16 protein-coding genes are annotated in these 18,106 nt (G+C 66.8%); all 16 read right to left on the bottom strand.

Annotated features, from left to right (window positions below):
- Nucleotides 1-14: 14 nt before the first annotated feature.
- Nucleotides 15-1,073, bottom strand: coding sequence for a chemotaxis response regulator protein-glutamate methylesterase (locus RBB39_RS09360; protein WP_045992355.1), 1,059 nt, complete (start codon nucleotides 1,071-1,073; stop codon nucleotides 15-17).
- Nucleotides 1,074-1,142: 69 nt separating this feature from the next.
- Nucleotides 1,143-2,015, bottom strand: coding sequence for a CheR family methyltransferase (locus RBB39_RS09355; RefSeq protein ID WP_045992356.1), 873 nt, complete (start codon nucleotides 2,013-2,015; stop codon nucleotides 1,143-1,145).
- Complete coding sequence (locus RBB39_RS09350) at nucleotides 2,012-4,159, bottom strand: methyl-accepting chemotaxis protein (RefSeq protein WP_045992357.1); 2,148 nt, start codon at nucleotides 4,157-4,159, stop codon at nucleotides 2,012-2,014. The genes RBB39_RS09355 and RBB39_RS09350 overlap by 4 nt, the downstream gene beginning before the upstream one ends.
- 92 nt (nucleotides 4,160-4,251) lie before the next feature.
- Nucleotides 4,252-6,012: a methyl-accepting chemotaxis protein gene (locus RBB39_RS09345; RefSeq protein WP_260425364.1), complete on the bottom strand. Its 1,761-nt coding sequence runs from the start codon at nucleotides 6,010-6,012 to the stop codon at nucleotides 4,252-4,254.
- Nucleotides 6,013-6,077: 65 nt separating this feature from the next.
- Entirely contained in the window at nucleotides 6,078-6,581 is a 504-nt protein-coding gene (locus RBB39_RS09340; protein WP_045992359.1) for a chemotaxis protein CheW, read from the bottom strand.
- Entirely contained in the window at nucleotides 6,578-8,788 is a 2,211-nt protein-coding gene (gene cheA, locus RBB39_RS09335) for a chemotaxis protein CheA (protein ID WP_306169050.1), read from the bottom strand. The genes RBB39_RS09340 and cheA overlap by 4 nt, the downstream gene beginning before the upstream one ends.
- A gap of 23 nt (nucleotides 8,789-8,811) precedes the next feature.
- Nucleotides 8,812-9,783: a flagellar motor protein MotB gene (gene motB / locus RBB39_RS09330; protein ID WP_287163758.1), complete on the bottom strand. Its 972-nt coding sequence runs from the start codon at nucleotides 9,781-9,783 to the stop codon at nucleotides 8,812-8,814.
- Nucleotides 9,780-10,652 carry a flagellar motor stator protein MotA gene (motA, locus tag RBB39_RS09325; RefSeq protein WP_045994770.1) on the bottom strand — a complete coding sequence of 291 codons (873 nt, stop codon included), beginning with the start codon at nucleotides 10,650-10,652 and terminating at the stop codon, nucleotides 9,780-9,782. Before motA ends, motB begins: the two co-directional genes overlap by 4 nt.
- Nucleotides 10,653-10,977: 325 nt before the next feature.
- Nucleotides 10,978-11,565, bottom strand: a complete 588-nt coding sequence (flhC, locus tag RBB39_RS09320; RefSeq protein ID WP_045994769.1) for a flagellar transcriptional regulator FlhC — start codon at nucleotides 11,563-11,565, stop codon at nucleotides 10,978-10,980.
- Nucleotides 11,562-11,888, bottom strand: coding sequence for a flagellar transcriptional regulator FlhD (locus RBB39_RS09315; protein ID WP_045994768.1), 327 nt, complete (start codon nucleotides 11,886-11,888; stop codon nucleotides 11,562-11,564). Before RBB39_RS09315 ends, flhC begins: the two co-directional genes overlap by 4 nt.
- A gap of 290 nt (nucleotides 11,889-12,178) precedes the next feature.
- A complete protein-coding gene (locus RBB39_RS09310) occupies nucleotides 12,179-12,469 on the bottom strand; it encodes an EscU/YscU/HrcU family type III secretion system export apparatus switch protein (protein ID WP_045994767.1) in 291 nt (96 codons plus the stop codon).
- The gene (locus tag RBB39_RS09305) at nucleotides 12,466-13,821 is read right to left on the bottom strand and encodes a flagellar hook-length control protein FliK (RefSeq protein WP_287163763.1); all 1,356 of its coding nucleotides are present in this window, start codon (nucleotides 13,819-13,821) and stop codon (nucleotides 12,466-12,468) included. The genes RBB39_RS09310 and RBB39_RS09305 overlap by 4 nt, the downstream gene beginning before the upstream one ends.
- The gene (fliT, locus tag RBB39_RS09300) at nucleotides 13,818-14,261 is read right to left on the bottom strand and encodes a flagellar protein FliT (RefSeq protein WP_045994765.1); all 444 of its coding nucleotides are present in this window, start codon (nucleotides 14,259-14,261) and stop codon (nucleotides 13,818-13,820) included. Before fliT ends, RBB39_RS09305 begins: the two co-directional genes overlap by 4 nt.
- A gap of 16 nt (nucleotides 14,262-14,277) precedes the next feature.
- On the bottom strand, nucleotides 14,278-14,688 hold the full coding sequence (gene fliS, locus RBB39_RS09295) for a flagellar export chaperone FliS (protein ID WP_045994764.1): 411 nt from the start codon (nucleotides 14,686-14,688) through the stop codon (nucleotides 14,278-14,280).
- Between the two features lie 36 nt (nucleotides 14,689-14,724).
- Entirely contained in the window at nucleotides 14,725-16,128 is a 1,404-nt protein-coding gene (gene fliD / locus RBB39_RS09290; protein WP_045994763.1) for a flagellar filament capping protein FliD, read from the bottom strand.
- 118 nt (nucleotides 16,129-16,246) lie between these two features.
- A complete protein-coding gene (locus RBB39_RS09285; protein ID WP_306169049.1) occupies nucleotides 16,247-17,998 on the bottom strand; it encodes a PilZ domain-containing protein in 1,752 nt (583 codons plus the stop codon).
- Nucleotides 17,999-18,106: the final 108 nt, after the last annotated feature.

Genomic DNA, 18,106 nt, shown 5'->3' with positions numbered 1-18,106 from the left:
TCCCTGGGCGACCATCAGACGCGCTGGGCACGGCCAGCGGCGGCGACCAGCGCGAGAATCCTCGGCGCCACTTCAGGCAAGGCGACGGTTTCGTCCGCCCCTCCCAGGGCGATGGCTTCCCGCGGCATGCCGAACACCACGCAGCTGGCTTCGTCCTGGGCCAGGGTGGAAGCGCCGGCCTGGCGCATCTTCACAAGGCCGGCGGCTCCGTCCTTGCCCATGCCGGTGAGCAGTACGCCCACCGCGTTGGCGCCCGCCAGGCGTGCCACCGAGTCGAACATCACGTCCACCGAGGGGCGGTGGCGATTGACCGGCGGTCCGTCGTGCAGCCGGGCGATGTAGTTGGCGCCACTGCGGGCCAGCTCCAGGTGCATGTCACCCGGGGCGATGTAGGCGTGGCCGGGCAGCAGGCGCTCGCCGTCGCTGGCCTCCTTGACCGAGATCTGGCACAGCCGGTCCAGGCGCTCGGCGAAGGAGCGGGTAAAGCCGCCGGGCATATGCTGGGTGATGATGATGGCGGGGCTCGCCGCCGGCAGCGGCTCGAGCACCTGGCGGATGGCCTCGGTACCGCCGGTGGAGGCGCCGATGGCGACCAGCTTCTCGCTGCCGATGATGGGTGCCGACAGGCGCCTGGGCGGCTCCTGGTTCGGTCGCGTCTGGCGGGGGCGCGAGCGTGCCGCGGCGCGGATCTTGGCGGCGATGTCATTGGCGTAGTCGAGCATGCCGTCGCGGATGCCCAGGGTCGGCTTGGCGACAAAGTCCACCGCACCCAGCTCCAGCGCGCGCAGGGTGATGTCGGAGCCGGCCTGGGTCAGCGACGACACCATCAGTACCGGCATCGGGCGCAGCCGCATCAACCGCTCGAGAAAGTCGAGGCCATCCATGCGCGGCATTTCCACGTCCAGGGTCAGCACGTCCGGGTTATGGCGCTTGATCAGATCCCGCGCCACCAGCGGATCGGGCGCCACCGCCACGACCTCCATGTCCGCCTGGGACTGGATGATTTCCTTCAACAGGTTGCGAATCAGGGCCGAGTCATCGACGCACAACACCTTGATCTTGGGGGCGCTCAAGCAGCTCTCCTAGGGGGATGGGCCAGTATCTGTGTTATCGGCTGCCGGGGAGGGATCTTTAGGCGTCGTTCAGCGCCCGGCCAGTCGATAGACGGTCTGGCCACGCAGACGGAAGGCGTCGCTGATCTGGGAGAAGTTCTCTGAATGGCCGGCGAACAGCAGGCCGTCGGGCTTGAGCAGCGGTGCAAAGCGTTCGAGGATCCGCGTCTGGGTCGGCTTGTCGAAGTAGATCATCACGTTACGGCAGAAGATCGCGTCAAACTTGCCTTCCAGGCCCCAGCTCGGGGCGAGCAGGTTGAGCGACTGGAACGCAACACGTTGGCTGACGTCGGGATGAATCCGCGCCATGCCCTCGTGGCGGCCCTTGCCGCGCAGGAAGTGGCGCCGCTTGAGGCCCTCGTCCAGCCGCGCGAGCTGCTCGATGCTGTAGACCCCGGCGCGGGCCCGGGCCAGGGCGTCGGTGTCGATATCGGTGGCGATGACCTCGAACTTGCCGGTATTGCCGCTGAAGGCGTCGCTCAATGTCATGGCGATGGAGTAGGGCTCCTCGCCGGTGGAGGCGGCGGCACACCACACTCGGTAACCGCCGGTACGGCCACTGGCGTGCTCGGCCAGCAGTGGAAAGTGGTGGGCCTCACGGAAGAAGGCCGTCAGATTGGTGGTCAAGGCATTGGTGAACGCCTCCCATTCCCTGGCATCCGGACGTCGTTCGAGTCTTTCCAGATAGTCGCTGAAGCGGGTCAGACCATGATGGCGCAGGCGCTTGGCCAGACGGCTGTAGACCATCTCGCGCTTGTGCTCGGCCAGCACGATGCCGGCCCGCTCATGGATCAGCTGACGAATGCGGCTGAAGTCGCGCTCGGTCAGCAGCAGGTCACGCTCGAGCGAGGGGATCCCCTCGCTCGTGCTCCAGCTGCCTGGTGGTGCCAGGGGCTCGTTCAAAAGGCTTCCCACTCCTCATGGTGTGTCTGGGTGGCTGGCGCCGGCTCGCGTCGCGGCGCACTGTCGTCGGTGCGTGGGTCCTGACGCTCGCGCTTCTCGCTCACCGTTTCCTGGGCCGAGCCCTTCAGGCGGAAGGCGCGAATGGCGAAGGCCAGTGCCTCGCTGTGGGCGCGCAGCTGGTAGGCGGCGGCGGCGGAGGTCTGGACACGGGCGGCGTTCTGCTGGGTCACCTGGTCCATCTCGGTCACCGCCTGGTTGATCTGGACGATGCCGTTGCTCTGCTCGTTGGAGGCGGCGGTAATTTCCGCCATGATGTCATTGACCCGGGTGGTGGCTTCCATGACCTCGGTCATGGATGCCTCGGCCTGGCGCACCAGTTCGGCCCCGCCGTCGACCCGCTGGTTGGCGTCGTCGATCAGCCCACGGATCTCGCTGGCGGCGTCGGCGCTGCGGCCGGCCAGCTTGCGTACCTCGCCGGCCACCACCGCAAAGCCACGACCCTGCTCGCCGGCCCGGGCGGCTTCCACCGAGGCATTCAGCGCCAGGATATTGGTCTGGAAGGCGATGGCATCGATGGTGGAGATGATCTCCGCCATCTTGCGCGAGCCCTCGGTGATCTCGCCCATATTGCCCACCAGGCGCTGCATCAGCTCGCTGGTGGCCTGGGTGCGCTCGGCGTTGTCCGAGGCCAAGCCGCTGGCCTGACGCGCGTTGTCGCTGTTGTGGGCGACGGTGGTGGTCATCTCTTCCATGCTGGCGGCGGTCTGCTGCAGCGACGACGCCTGCTGCTCGGTACGCGCCGACAGGTCCTCGTTGCCCCTGGCGATATCGGCTACCGCCGGGGTGACCTGGCCGATGGCCTTGTTGACGTCGCCGATGATGCTGCCGAGGCTCTTGCGCATCACGTCGAGGCCGGCGATCACGCGGCCCATCTCGTCGCGCCGGGCGCTGGGCACTTCGGCGCCCAGGTTGCCTGAGGCGATCTGCAGGCTGAAACGCTCCACTTCGCGCAGCGGCTTGAGCATGGCACGCAGGGTCAGGCCACCGATCAGCACCAGCAGCAAAAGGCCCGCACCGAGCACCCCGGCCAGCACCATCAGCATGGTCTGCTGCATCTGGCTGGCTTTTGCCGCCAGGGCGTTGGCGGCGGCCTGCTTGTCCTGGATCAAAGTGGTGACCCGGTCGGACAGCGCCTTGCCCTCGGCCTCTACCACACCGATGTGGTTGGGCAGGGCGACGAACACCTCGTAGCTGTCTTCACCCGTGAGGATCTCGATCGACTTGCCCAGGGAGTTCTCCAGGTACTCATTGAGCTGGCGCTCGAAGATGTCGGCCAGGGCGGTCTGGTTGACCTCGCGCTCGCGATAGCGCTCCCACAGTCCGCCGAGGCTCTGCTGGATCACCGAAAGCTCGGCGGCGTGCTCCTCACGCTTGTCCATCAGCGCCATGCGCTCCTTGCCCACCAGCGACGAATACCCCTGGGTGATCAGTTGATCCATGCGCTGCAGGCTGGCCACGTCCTGCAGGCCGTCCTGGTGGATGGACGCCAAATAGCCCACCGACTGACGCTCGGCGTAGAGCCCGATCGCACCGCTGGCCGCCAGCAGCACCGCCGCCACCCCGATCAGCCCGATCAGACGCGCCTTCATGCTCTTGAGGTTCAGTCGTCCCAGGGCACCGAAAAGCCCGCGCCGGCGCAGCTGGCCCTGGCGCAGGGCGTAGCGGGGGCGGCGCTTGCCGGCGCGGTAGTCGGCGTAGGCGCGCTCGGCCAGGGCGATCTCGTCGCTAGATGCCTTGACCCGCACCGAGGCGTAGCCGACCACCTCGCCGCCTTCTTCCAGCGGCGAGACGCTGGCCCTGACCCAGTAGTAGTCGCCGTTCTTGCGGCGGTTCTTGACCAGCCCCTGCCAGGTCCTGCCGGCCTGCAGGCACTTCCACAGGTCGGCGAAGGCGGCCGGCGGCATCTCGGGGTGGCGCACCACGTTGTGGTGTTCGCCGATCAGTTCGTCGCGGGCAAAGCCGCTGACCTCGACGAAGGCCGGGTTGGCGTAGGTGATCCGGCCCTGGAGGTCGGTGCGGGAGATCAGGAAATGATCGTCGTCGAGCACGAATTCCCGCTGGGTGGTCGGTTGATTGTTTCGCATCTTGCCCCCTGCATGGTCGTTTTCTTGTGTGGTTGTCGCGGGCGCTGCCCGGGGTCGTTAGGGGCGACCCCGGGCAGCCCGGAGTGAGGTCGTCAGAACGACTCCCACTCGTCGTCGCTGCTGCTGTCGTGCTGGCTGGTGCTGGTGCTGGTGTTGCTGTTGGTCTGGCCGGCTCCGGGTCTTTGCCCGGCGTGGCGGCTGGCCTCGGCGTCGCGCTGGTTCGATCGCAGTGCCGGCATCCAGCGGGCCAGTTCGTCCTGGCTGTTGTCGGCATCGGCCCCGCTGTCGGCCAGCTGGAAGCGGCTCATGGTGGCGGTCAGACGGCTGGCCTCGGCCTCGAGCTGGTTGGAGGCCGAGGCGGCCTGCTGCACCATCTGGGCGTTCTGCTGGGTCACCTGTTCCATCTGGTTGATGGCGTCGTTGACCTGGCCGATGCCGTGGCTCTGCTCGCTGGTGGCCGAGGCGATCTCGTCCATGATGTCGCTGACGCGAGTGACCGAGGTGACCAGTTCCTGCATCACCTGGCCGGCCTCATCCACCAGCTCCGTGCCCGAGCCGACCTGATTCAGCGAGGCGTCGATCAGCTCGCGAATCTCGCGGGCCGCCTCCGACGAGCGGCTGGCCAGCTTGCGCACCTCCTCGGCGACCACTGCAAAGCCGCGGCCGTGCTCGCCGGCACGCGCCGCCTCCACCGAGGCGTTCAGCGCCAGGATGTTGGTCTGGAAGGCGATGGCGTCGATGGTGCCGACGATGTCGGCGACGCGATGAGAGCCCGAGCGGATGTCGTGCATGGTGGTGACCACGCTTTGCATCACCTCACCGCCGCGGCCTGCGGCGCTGCTCGCTTCGTTGGCCAGTTGGCTGGCCTGGCGGGCGTTGTCGGCGTTCTGGCTGACGGTGGAGGACAGCTCCTCCATGCTCGAGGCGGTCTCCTCCAGCGAGGCGGCCTGCTGTTCGGTGCGGGCGGACAGGTCGTTGTTGCCGCCGGCGATATGCTGGGCACCCTGGTAGATCAGGTTGCCGCTGTCGCGTACCGCGCCCACGGTGCCGGCCAGCCCCGCCTGCATCTTGGCCAGCGAGGCGTAGAGACGGCCGATCTCGTTGTTGCCGCGCTCGGGAATCTGCAGGTCCAGGCGGCCGGATTCCACCGCCTCGAAGTAGCCGACCAGCCGCCCCAACGGACGAATCACGTTGACCGTGACACCCCACAGCACGCCGCCGATGGTCAGGGCGGCGACGATCAGCACGGCGACGATGGCCCACTGCAGCAGACCCATGTTCTCGAGGAAGGTGTCGTAGAGCGCGGCGCCGTTGCTCTCGGCGGCGACGAAGAAGTCCACGGCTGCCTTGTAGAAGGCGTCGCTGAGCGCGATCAGGCCTTCACGATTCTGGGTGAAGGCGTCGGTGTCGCCCTCTGCCAGCGCCGCCCGCTGCGGGATCATCCCCTGGTCGATCAGGGCGCGGAAGGCCGCTTCCACCCCGGCGATGCGCTCGGCCTGTTCGGGGCGGCTCGGCAGCGCCATGAACTCGGCGAAGGTGGCCTCCAGGGTGGCCAGGTCGTCGTCGAGGGCAGCCGCCGCCTCGATCAGCGGTTCGCGCTCCTCGGGCCACACCGCGTCGAGCAGTCCGGCCTGGATGTCGCGCAGTTCGAGCTGCAGGAACAGTTGCTGAGAGTTGGCCCGGTTGAGGGCGGATTGCTGGTCGACGTTGACCTCGTTCAGGCGCTGGATCGAGTCTTCGCTGAGCGAGGTGATATAGAGGCCGAGGGCGCTGAGCAGCGCCACCAGCAGGGCGAAGGTGCCCAGTACCAGCGTCCAGCTCAGCCTTACCGTCATGTCATTGAGTCGCTTCACGTGCCTTTCCTGTACGGGCGTCGTTTCAAGGGTCCAGGGACCGGATAGATCGGGAGCAGAGGGCGTCAGGCGCCGTCACCGGCGTGTTCGACCAGGGCCATTTCGTCGCTGGTCAACAGCTTGTCGATGTCCACCAGCACCAGCATGCGGTCCTCGAGGCTGCCCAGGCCGCTCAGGTAGTCCGACGACAGGGTCACACCGAACTCCGGGGCCGGCTTGATCTGTTCCGGGGCCAGGGTCATCACGTCGGACACCGCATCGACCACGATGCCCACCACGCGGGTGCCCACGTTGACCACGATCACCACGGTCTGGCCGCCGTACTCGACCCGCTCCAGGCGGAACTTGATGCGCAGATCGACGATGGGAACGATGACCCCGCGCAGATTGGTCACGCCCTTGATGAAGGCCGGGGCGTTGGCGATGCGAGTGACGTTCTCGTAGCCGCGGATCTCCTGGACCTTGAGGATGTCGATGGCGTATTCCTCGTCGCCCAGGGAGAACACGAGGAATTCACGGTGGCTCAGGTCGGTGGCCGCCTGTGCTGCCAGATCGGTGTGCTGGTTCATGCTGAAAGGTCCTCCGTCAGGGGCTGGGATTCAGGCAAAAGGTGGGCGCCGCGAGTATCGTGGTGGCGTCGCTGTTTCTTCTCGCGGTCGAGGCGGTGCAGGTCGGCGATGTCCAGGATCAGCGCCACGCTGCCGTCACCCAGGATGGTGGCGGCGGACACACCCGGCACCCGCCGGTAGTTGGTTTCCAGGTTCTTGACCACTACCTGCTGCTGGCCGATCAGGTCGTCCACCAGCAGGGCGTAGCGGCGCCCTTCGCCCTGGACGATGACGGCGATGGTCTCGGTGATCTTGGTGCGGGCATTGGCCACGTCCAGCGCCGAATGGACCGCCACCACCGGCAGGTACTCGTCGCGCACCTGCAGCACCTGGTCGTCGCCGGCCATGGCGTAGAGGTTGTCGCGGGAGGGCTGCAGCGACTCCAGCACCGCCGACAGCGGCAGGATGAAGGTCTCCTCGCCGACCCGAATCGACATGCCGTCGAGGATCGCCAGGGTCAGCGGCAGCACGATGCGGGTGGTGGTGCCCTGGCCCTGGCGCGACAGGATCTCGACGTGACCGCCCATGGCCTGGATGTTGCGCTTGACCACGTCCATGCCGACCCCGCGGCCGGAGACGTCGCTGACCTGGGCGGCGGTGGAGAAGCCGGGGGCGAAGATCAGCTGCCACACCTCGTCATCGCTCATCGCGTCGGAGACGTTCAGGCCGCTTTCGCGGGCCTTGGCCAGGATGCGCTCGCGGTCCAGGCCGGCGCCGTCGTCGATCACCTCGATCAGGATGTTGCCGCCCTGGTGCTGGGCCGACAGGGTCAGCCGCCCGGTCGCCGGCTTGCCGGCGGCAAGACGCGCCTCGGGCGACTCGATGCCGTGGTCCAGGCTGTTGCGTACCAGGTGGGTCAGGGGGTCGATGATGCGCTCGGTCAGGCTCTTGTCGAGCTCGGTGGACTCGCCCTCGGTGGTCAGTTCCACGTCCTTGTCGAGCTTGGAGGCCAGGTCGCGGACCAGCCTTGGGTAACGGCTGAAGACGTAGTCCATCGGCACCATGCGGACCGACATCACCGCCTCCTGCAGATCCCGCGCATTGCGCTGCAACAGGCTCATGCCGTTGAGCAGGCGCGGATCGGCGGCGGCGTCGAGCTCGCTGACGGTCTGGTCGAGCATCGACTGGGTGATGATCAGCTCACCGACCAGGTTGATGATCTGGTCGACCTTGTCCACCGAGACGCGGATGGAGCTGGCCTCCTTGACCGGCTTGGCGCTGGTCTTGCGCTGCTGGCGCGGCGGGGGCGAGCCGGCATCCGCGGTCGTAGCAGCGGCGGCGGCGGGGCCGGCATCAGTGGCGGGCGTCGCTGGGGCTGGCTCGGCCGCAGGCGCTGGGGCGGCGGTGGCTTTTTCAGCGGTATCGCCGGCGCTTTCCGGGGCGCTGTCAGTGCCGGTAACAGGGGCTGTGCCAGCGACACTCTGGCATGGTCGTATCTCGACCTGGTCGGCCTCGGCGATAAAGCACATCACCGCCTCGATATCCTCGGCGCTGACGCTGGTGGACAACACCACCTCATGGCGCTGGGCGTCGCCGCGTCGCTCCAGCACCTCGCCGAGCTGGGCCAGCTCTTCCACCAGCAGCTCGCGGTCCTTGTCGGCGACGCCGATCAGCGCCACCACCAGGGCCGTGCCGTCGTCCTGTGCCGGCGTTTCGCTGGTGGCGGCCTGATCCGCGGGCGAGTCGGCGGGCGCAGCCGTCGCCGCCGGGGCGGGGGCCGGATCAGCCGCTGCCGCCGCCGCAGGTGCCGCAGGCTCGGCGCCGCCGTCCAGCGCCTGGCCGATCTCTTCCAGCGCCAGGGTCTTCAGGGTCTGACAGATGCGCTCGTAGGCCTCCTGGTCCGGCGCCTGTTCGTTGCGGTAGGCGTCGAGCTGGTCGTTGAGCATGTCCTTGGTTTCCAGAAAGGTGTCGACGATGTCGGGGCGAAGGCGCAGCTCGCCGCGCCGGGTATGGTCGAGCAGGTTCTCGAACAGGTGGGTGGTGCGCTGCAGGATCTCGAAGCCGAACGTACCGGCGCCGCCCTTGATCGAGTGGGCGGCGCGGAAGATGGCGTTGAGCTGCTCGGTGTCCGGCGCTGCTGGGTCCAGCTCCAGCAGATGGCGTTCCATGTCCGCCAGCAGTTCTTCGGCTTCCTCGAAGAAGGTGTCGTAGAAGTCGGTGATATCCATGCCTGTGTCACCCTTGTTCTGGTTCAGTGCGGCTCGTCTGGCGGCGACGCTGGGGAATTGGCCAGGGCGGTGTGAAAGCGTGCCTCGATGTCCTCGAGGGGACCGGCGAGCTGGGCCTCACCGCCGCCCCTGGCGGGCCTGGGGGCTCGCGGATCCAGGGTGCCGGGGTGGCGAATCAGCTCGGCGACGCTGGGAAACAGCACCACCAGTTCGATACGTCGATTGATCGGGTCATCGGCGTCGGTGCCAGGCATCACCACCTGGTCGGCGAGGCCTGCCACCCGCAGCAGCTTGTCGCCCTCGAGGCCGCCATTGAGCAGCTCCCGGCGCGAGGCGTTGGCGCGGTCCGAGGAAAGCTCCCAGTTGCTGTAGCCGCCCCGGCCGTTCAGGTAGGCCAGGCTGTCGGTATGGCCACTGATGCTCAGGTCGTTGGGCAGGTCGTTGAGCAGCGGCGCCATGGTGCGCAGCAGATTGCGCAGGTAGGGCGCCACGCGGTCGCTGCCGAGGGCAAACATCGGCCGCTGCTCGTCGTCCAGCAACTGGATGCGCAGCCCCTCCTGGGTCATCTCGAAGCGCAGCTGGTCACGCAGTCCACGCAGGCTGGGGTCCTGCTGGATGGCCAGCTCGATGCGCTGCTGCAGGTCACGGAAGGCGCGTCGTTGCTGCTCGCTGGGGCGGGTCTGGCGCTTGAGGTCGATGCGCATGCGCTCGCCCTGCTGGCTGGTCACGTCGGGCCCACCACCGGGGATGACCTGGGGGCTCATGGCCACGCTGTCGCCATTGGTCATGGCGGCCAGCAGCGGCATGCTGAAGTAGTCGGCCACGCCCTCGCGGGTCTCGCGGCTGGCGGAAGACAGGATCCACATCACCAGAAACAGCGCCATCAGCGCCGTCATGAAGTCAGCCAGGGCAATCTTCCAGCTACCGCCATGGTGGCGATGCACCACCTTCTTGCGGCGGATGATGATCGGTCGGCGCTGGTTGGGGCTGCTCATGCGGCCCCCGCGCTGGCCTTGGCGTCACGCACATGGTCCTCGAGCTCCTTGAAGCTCGGGCGTTCGCTGGTGTGCAGCGCCTTGCGGCCGAACTCCACCGCCAGCTGCGGCGGATAGCCGTGCAGGCTGGCCAGCAGGGTGACCCTCAGGCACTGCAGCATCTTGATCGACTCGCCGGTCTGGCGTTCGATGCGGTAGGCCAGCGGGCTGATGAAGCCATAGCCGAGCAGGATGCCGAGGAAGGTGCCGACCAGGGCGTGGGCGATCATCACCCCCATCTCGGCGGGATCGGCGGCGGTGACGCTCAGCGCCTTCACCACCCCCATCACCGCGGCGACGATGCCGAAGGCGGGCATGGAATCGCCGACCTTGGCGATGGCGTCGGCAGGAATATGCGCCTCCTGCTCGAACATCTCGATCTCGTGGAGCATCAGCTCGTCGATTTCCATCGGGTCCATGCTGCCGGCCACCATCAGGCGCAGGTAGTCGGTCAGGAAGTTCATGATCATCGGGTCGGCGACGACCTTGGGGTACTCGCTGAACAGCGCACTTTCGGCGGGGTTGTCGATGTCGCGCTCGATGCCCAGCATGCCGTCGCGGCGCACCTTGGCCAGCAAGCGGTAGAGCAGCGCCATCAGCTCCATGTACATGGCCTTGTCGTAGCGCTTGGAGCGCCTCAGACGAGGAAAGATGCGGAAGGTCGCCTTGAGCGCCTTGCCGTGGTTGGAGGCGATGAAGGCGCCAACGCCGGCGCCACCGATCATCAGCAGTTCGGTCGGCTGGAACAGCGGGCCGAGGCTGCCGCCGGAGAGCACGAAGCCCCCGAACACCGACAGCAGCACGACCGCGAATCCAATAGGTATCAGCACGACGACTATCCTTTGCAGAGACGTGGAAGACGTTCTGCTTCAGTTATCGGCGTGCCGGCGACAGACTTGAGCCGTGAAATCACCGTTCAACGAAAAAATATGCAGGATCGGTGGGCCCAAGGAAGAAGGGGGAGAGAGTAAAGACAGAGTGAAGGTAGAGAGGTAGAGAGCGGAGAAAGAGAGGGTAAGAGAGTGAGAGGGCGAGGGGGTGGGGCCTAGCGAGAAGTGAGTAGGGAGAGTGAAACAGGGCGGATAACCGCGGACTGGACTGCCACAGGGCGCTCCGACGAGGAGTCGCCCTGCGGCCTGCGGTGGTAAAGAGGGGTCAAGCCAGATGCTTGACCGGCCCTGCAATCGCTGGCGTCTCTGCCGCCTTGGCGGCCTCGTCCTTCTGCGCCTGGCGACGGCGGGTCTTGCCGGCGCGGGACGGTGGCTGGCAGATGCCGCAGACGTAGTCGTGGCTCGGCGAGTGAGCGTGGGCCACGAAGTTGCCATGACAACGGGTGCAGGGCGTCAACTGCAGCAGGTCGCTTTCAAAAAAGCGGATCAGCGTCCAGGCCCGGGTCAGCCCCAGCACCGGCTCGGCGGCGTCGATGTCGATCTGCTCGGTGTACAGCCGGTAGGCCTTGACGAAGGCCTCCATGCGCTCGCATCCCTGGTCCTGCAGGCGCTGATAGAAGGCGTAGAACAGCGACGAGTGGATGTTCGGCAGCCAGGTGATGAACCAGTCGGTGGAAAACGGCAGCATGCCCTTGGGCGGTGACATGCCGCGGACCTCCTTGAACAGCCGGATCAGGCGGGCCCGACTGAGGTCGGTCTCGGTTTCCAGGACCTGCAGACGCGCACCGAGTTCGATCAGGTCGATGGCGAGCTGCACCTGATGCATCTCCTGGACCAGGCTCTTGGTGCTCATGTCAGCGCGCCTCCGGTAGAGGCCGCGCTGCAGGCCATCAACAGCGAGGAGTGGAGGTGAGCCAGGCCCTGTTCCCGCGGGTTGTCCACCACCTGACGCAGTTGCTCGGTGGAGCCGAGCCCCAGTTGGCAGAGCAACTGGTTGGTGCGTGACAGCCGGGTCAGCTGGCGTGCATTGAAGCTTTCCAGCAGCTCGGCCTGTTCTTCGCTGATGTTCAGACGCAGACGGGCGGTGGTGCGGTCTTCGGCCAACAGACGTTGGGCCAGCAGAAGATAGGCAAGATTCAACTCCTGAATCTCGTCGATCAGTGACTGATTGCTCATGGGTTCCCTGCCTTGATCGTTTTTTTTGCTGATCATCGCCAGCTTTAGGTATTGCCGATATACCTGAATAGGTGCGGACGGACACTATCGGAACTTTTTGACGTTTAAGTGTCAGGTCCGTGTCCACCATTCGAGGTATTGTCGATTGCTATCAGTGTGGCGCAAGCCAGGAGGGAGGAAAAAGCTTCAACGGTGTCCGTTTGATGTGTATCAAGAAAAGTGAATATTCAAAGAAAACCGATATTTACGACGCCAAAAAAACCCAAGTTTAATTAGTCCTGTACATTTTATTACATTCTGTTTCGCGAGTCGCTCGCATTTAGCTCGCCTACCCACACCAGCAGTTCGGCGATCACCTGGTAGAGACGAGGCGGAATCTGCTCGTCCAGATCGAGCTGCATCAACAGGCCCACCAGCGCCGGTTCATCATGGACGTGGATTCCCTGGCGGCGGGCTTCGTCGATGATGCGCTCGGCGATATCACCGTAGCCCTTGGCGATCACTCTCGGTGCCTGATCATTTTCACCATAGCTCAGCGCCACCGCATGGCGGCGTGAGGGTGCGGGTTGGTCATCGCTCACTTCGGAAGCTCCTCGGCAGACCTGCTGTCACCTTCGGTGATGGTCAGCTCCACCCGGGCGAAGCCATGGCCCTCAAGGCGCTGTATCAGTGTTTCGCGCCCTTGCTCGAGTCGATCCCTCAGGCCCTCGGCGGACGTCGCCAGGCGCAGGCTCAGGTGCTCTTCACCGAGCAGCGCGGACACCCTGAGCGAGCCATGTTCGGCCAGCTCCAGTTCCAGCTCGGTGCGCCAGGCGTGTTCCTCGTCCTTGTTGTCATCGCGGCCCTTGCCGCCGCCCTGATGATCCGGCTCCCGTTGCGGGGGATGAATGGCGAGCGCCATGAACAGTCCGCTCCAGACGTCGCCTTCCCAGCGCAGCACCGGGGTGGCCAGCATCTCGAGCTGGTGGCGCACCAGCGGAGCGAGGCTCTCGTGGACGCCGCTTGGGGATGCGCCCTCGCGACGGGCGGCGGCGGCATCGTCCGACGTGCTCGAGACGCCCTGGGCATCGGCGGCGATCGTCGTCGCCAGGCTGGGCAGATAGCCGGCCGGCTGGGAGCTGCGCCAGGGCGCCAGCGGGAAGGCGGGCGCCATGTTCTGTCGAGAGCTCGGTTGAGTGCCCGGTTGAGAGCTCGGTTGAGCGCTCGGTTGCCCGGCCATTGCGCCCGCTTGAGTAGAGAGCCGACCAGAGCCTGAAGCGGGGGAGTGCCCAGAGGTCTGAGCATTCGCCTCGCTGGCCATTGGCCGAAACACCAGGGCGCGCCACATCTGGGGCTCCCGTGCCAGCTGGGCGCGGTCCAGGTTGCCGTGAAACCAGCGATTGAGGTGGGACTCGTAGAACAGGCCGCTGTCGCGCACGCGCTCGCCCAGACGCTCGGCGAGCATCGTGACGGCGGGCCCTGACGGGCCAGTGGCCAGCCCGGCCGTTGCGCTGGTCGCCGTGGTTGCCGTGGTGGCCGGGGCGCCGTGTGTGGCGCCTAGCGTCGACGGCGACGCGCTCTGGGGTGCTTGTTGGGCGGGGCTCGCCGTCAGCAGGGGACCCGTCGATGTCAACGCCGAGGGCGGCGCCGGAAAACGCGCCAGCAGCTCGGCGATGCGAGCGCCCGGTGCGCTCAATCGGGTGATGGTGGAGGCGGGACGATCGCTGTCGGTGGGGACCTCGGCGTTCGGTGTTGCCGGGCGCTGGCCGGTGGTGGCGGCGGCTTGCTGCGGCCGCCGTGCGTCCAGGCGCGAGTCGCTATGGACCGCGCCTGGCCCCCGTCCCGGGTCCACCGGCTGGACCGGGGCGTTGGGGTCCTTGGTCGGGGGCACGTCGACACGCTTGCCCAGCACCTGGTGGAGCAGGGTATCGATCAGCGGTGTGATGCCGCTCACGGCGTCTCGCGTCGAAAGCGGGTGCCGGCGTTGACCACCCGGCCACCGGCGTAGGCGCGGTGCAGGTCCTGCTGGTTGCGCGACACCTTGAGCAGTTCGCCGAGTTCGTCGCGGCGGTGAACCAGCTTTTCTCGCAGCGCCAGATCATTGACCAGAATGGCCTCCAGCAGGCTGCCCAGGCGCTGGCGCTCGTCGGCGTCGAGGCTTGCCATCGGTGCCGCGCCATCGAGTGTCGCTCCATCACGTGCAGCGCTGTCGAGAGCGGCAACCTGGCTGACATAGTCGCCCTCAATAGCAATCAGCTCGTCCCAGGCGTGGTCGGCGGCCAGCGACAGCATCCGTTCGGTCATCGCCAGCAGTGCCTCGTAGCGAGACAGCAGGGGGCCTTGGGTATCTGGGCCTTGGGTATCTGGGCCGTGGTACTCGGCAAGCGGTGGCATCTAGGACCTCAAGCGCTCAGGAGTGGGTGGTGGTGCCGATCTCGCGCCAGGCCGAGGCGATATCCTCGATCAGGCGTTCGGCTTCGTCGAGGCCACTGGCGTCGTTGCGCAGGTTGGCGTCGAGCAGGCGGCGCGCTATGTAGTCATAGAGGCTGTCGAGCTGCAGTGCCACCTCGCCGCCCTGCTCGCCGTCCAGCACCGCGCGCAGGCCGCTGTTGACGATATCCAGTGCCTTGGAGATGGCGGCGCCCTTGGCCGGAATATTACCGTCTTCCAGGTGCAGGCGGGCGGCGCGAATCGACGCCTGGGCGCCGTCGAACAGCATCACGATCAACTGGTGGGGGCTGGCCGACATCACGCCGCTCTCCACCCCCATGCGGGCGTAAGCGCCGGCGCCGCGGCCATAGGTGGCCTGTGCTTGTGTCATTGGTTGTCTCCTCGGCTGGGTCTGGCGGGCTCAGGGCTATTGGTTCAGCTGGGCGTTCAGCGCATCGAACTGCTGGGTCAGGTAGCTGCTGGTCTGGTTCATGCTGGCGATCATGCTGTCCAGCTGTCCGAATTGGCTGCGGTAGCGCTCCACGGTGGCATCGATGCTCTGCTCGGTGCGCTCGTACTGGCGGTCGAGGCTTTCCATGCGGGTCTCGAGCCCGCTGGTAGCATTGTCGAGCAGGCCGCCGTCATCGAGGATGGCGCCCAGGGTGTCGTCGAGGCTGTCGGCAAGACCTACCCCGTCCTCGCCACCGGTAAAGAAGTCGGCCAGGTCGCCGCGCTCGCTGGAGATGACCTCGTCCAGGCGCTCGTCATCGAGTTCAAGGGTGCCGTCGAGCTGCAGGGTGATGCCGATATCGCTGAGGGTGCGGAAGTCACCCTGGGCCACGCCGCCGGACAGGGTGCCGCGCAGCCGCGATTCGATGCTGCGCAGGGTGGCGTCGCCAAGCAGTTCGCCCGAGGCACCGCTCTCGGCGTCGAAGCTGGTCAGCGTGCCCATGGTGTCCTTGAGCTCGTTGTAGCTGTCGACGAAGCCGCTGACCGCCTCACGCAGGGCCAGGTTGTTGTACTCGACCTTGACCGTGGTCTCGCCGACGTCCGTCAGGGTCAGGTCGACGCCCTCGATGGCCCCCTCGACGCTGTTGGAGGCACTGGTGATGGCGATGCCGTTGACCGTCAGTGCCGCGTCTTCACCGGCCACCGACTGGTGCATGCCGGCGCCGGTGTCGTCGGGGTCGGGGCTTGCGATGTCGAAGGCCAGCTTGGTCTGCAGCTCGGTATCGGCAGCGTCATCCGGCACGAAGCTCACGGCGCTGATCGACGCCTCGGCGCCGGTCTTGTCGCTCGACAGCACCAGACGGTAGGGATTGTCGGCGTCGCCGGTGTTGATGATCGAGGCGCTGACGCCGGCCTCGGCGTCATTGATGGCGTCGCGCAGTCCCTCCAGGGTGCTGTCTTCCTGGCTCAGGCTGATGCTGACGTCTTCGCCACCCACGGTAAGGCTCAGGGTACCGGCGCCCAGCTCGCTGTCCCTGGCGTCGAAGCCATCGCTGGCCAGGCTCTGGGCTCGGGCCAGCCGGGTCACCTCGACGTCGTAGCGGCCGGGGCTCGCCAGTTCGCTGGCGCTGGCACTGATACCCTCGCCCTCGACGCTGCTGGACAGGCTCTGGTAAAGCGCCGGGTCGCCGAGCTTGTCGACCGCCTCCTGGAAGCTGTTCAGCGCGCCTTCCAGGGTGCCGTAGGCGGAGATCTTGGCCTGATAGCTCGCCTGCTGGGCCACGATGGGCTCCAGCTGCTTTTGCTCCGCCGCCTCGAGCTGATCGAGCAGCCCGTTGAGGTCGAGACCGGAGCCGATGCCGAGCGATGAGATCGAGGCCATGTCGTCCTTCCTGTGTGATGGGGGCAGTGTGACAGAACGCCGGCAGGCCAGTGGCTCGAACAGGCGTCCTTGTGCTTGGTATATCGGGTTATCGGCGGGTGCTCATCGGACTTGAGCGTCAGGCGCCGATGATCACCTCGGCCTGGATCTCGCCCAGCGCGGCCAGCGTCTCGCCTTCCACCAGCGGGCCGATCAGCGGCTCCCGCGGGACCTGGCTGGGCGGCTTGCCGGCCATGCGCTGTACCCGCGAGGGCCGGCCCTGGTCGTCCAGCGCCAGTACCCAGCCGAGCGAGGCGTCGTCAAAGCGCACCAGCGAGCCGATCGGGTACAGACCGAAGCGCCGGATGAAGCGCTTGACCCAGCTGGTGTCGAACTTGTCGGGGTGGTCGAGCAGGTAGCGGTAGATCGCCGCGAGACGCCAGGGCGGACGGTCGGGGCGCTGGGCACGCATGGCATCGATGGCGTCGACCACGGCGCTGGCCCGGGCCAGCTCACGTAGCTCGTCGTCGCGGATGCCGGCGGGATAGCCGCTGCCGTCGAGGCGCTCGTTGATCTGGCAGGCGGTGGCCTCGAACACCGAGGCGTTGATCCAGGCGCAGTGGCTGAGGCGCTCGCGCAGCCAGCCCACGTGCTTGATCAGACGATTGCGTTCGGCGTCGCCGAAGGTCGGCGTCAGGCGCAGGGGCTCGGGCAGCAGCACCTTGCCCAGGTCATGAATCATGGCGCTGGCGACGATGGACTTGCGTAACTCGCCGGGCAGGCTGTCTTCCAGCAGGTCGATCAACAGGATCGCCACCGACAGGCCATGGCGTACCGGCCAGGACTCGCGGGTCAGGAACCTCAGCGCGAACAGCACGCCGTCGCGGTCCTCGTCGTACAGGGCCAGCAGGTGGTCGGCCTGGCGCGACAGGCGCGGGCCGTGGATGCAGCCGCCCTGAATCAGCTCCATCGCCTGGGCGTGCAGGTAGCCGGCTACCCGCGACAGCCGCTGGGTCATGACGGTGGGGTAGGCTTCCGCCTCGCGACGGCCAAGGCGCGGGCCGCGGCGCCCTGCCGGTAGCTGAAACAGCGGCGATGGTGGACGCCTGGAATCCACCCCTTCGGCGATGCGCGCGGCCTCACGCTCGACCTCGCGTACCAGCTTCCACAGGGTGCGATCCTGGTGGGCACCGACGCCGATGAAGCGAAAGCCGGCCTCGACCAGCCGCCGTTCGGGGTCGAAGCGATGATGTTGCACGACGGCCTGGAGCGCCAGACGGGTACCATCGGGAAAGCCCAGCTCCAGCGGCACCGGCAGCTCTCTGTTGGTCAGCACAGGAGCGGCGGTGCGCGGGAGGTCGAGGCGACAGCCGTCCACCGACAGATCGATCAGGTCGCCGTGCAAGTCCTGGCTATCGCCGTCTCTGAGCACCGCCTCGGCGGCCATGCCCAGGCGCAGGCGCGCGCGAAAGCTCTGACGGCGCTGCAGCCGCTCCAGCTGGTTCGGGTAGGGGCAGCGCCACAGCCGGCGCAGCGGCACGCCCTGGCCGGGGGAGCGGCTGGCTTCCCGCGACAGTTCCGCCTCACTCGGCGCCGTGGTCACCTCACCGTCCGCGGCCGTGATCGCCGGAGTGCGGGTGATCATGCCCTCGCAGTAGCCGACCAGACGAAAGGGCTTGCCCTGCTTAAGCTGGCGGTGAAGACCCTCCACCGCGGTGATGTCCAGGGTGATGGACTCCCCCGGGGCAACCTCCATCAGCAGCACTGGTGTCGGCGTTCCATTGCCTTCCTCCCACGCCAGTGCGGCCCCCTGGGGGCCGCTCAAGCAGTCCAGCAGCCTGGCGATTTCCTGGGGGGCGCGTACTTCCTCGAATTCTTGTTGGTCCGGCACCAGCGGGACTCCTCGACGACATCTGGCATACGTTGTCTCGGAGTATCGGCCGAATGTGCCGGATCTTTAGGCTGACAACCTTGTTCAGGCTAGACACTCGGCGGGGGC

It is taken from the genome of Halomonas sp. MMSF_3323 (genome assembly GCF_030733595.1).
Lineage (GTDB): Bacteria > Pseudomonadota > Gammaproteobacteria > Pseudomonadales > Halomonadaceae > Halomonas > Halomonas litopenaei.
Note: the sequence above shows the minus strand (reverse complement) of the source record. Positions and strands in the feature narration are given on the sequence as shown.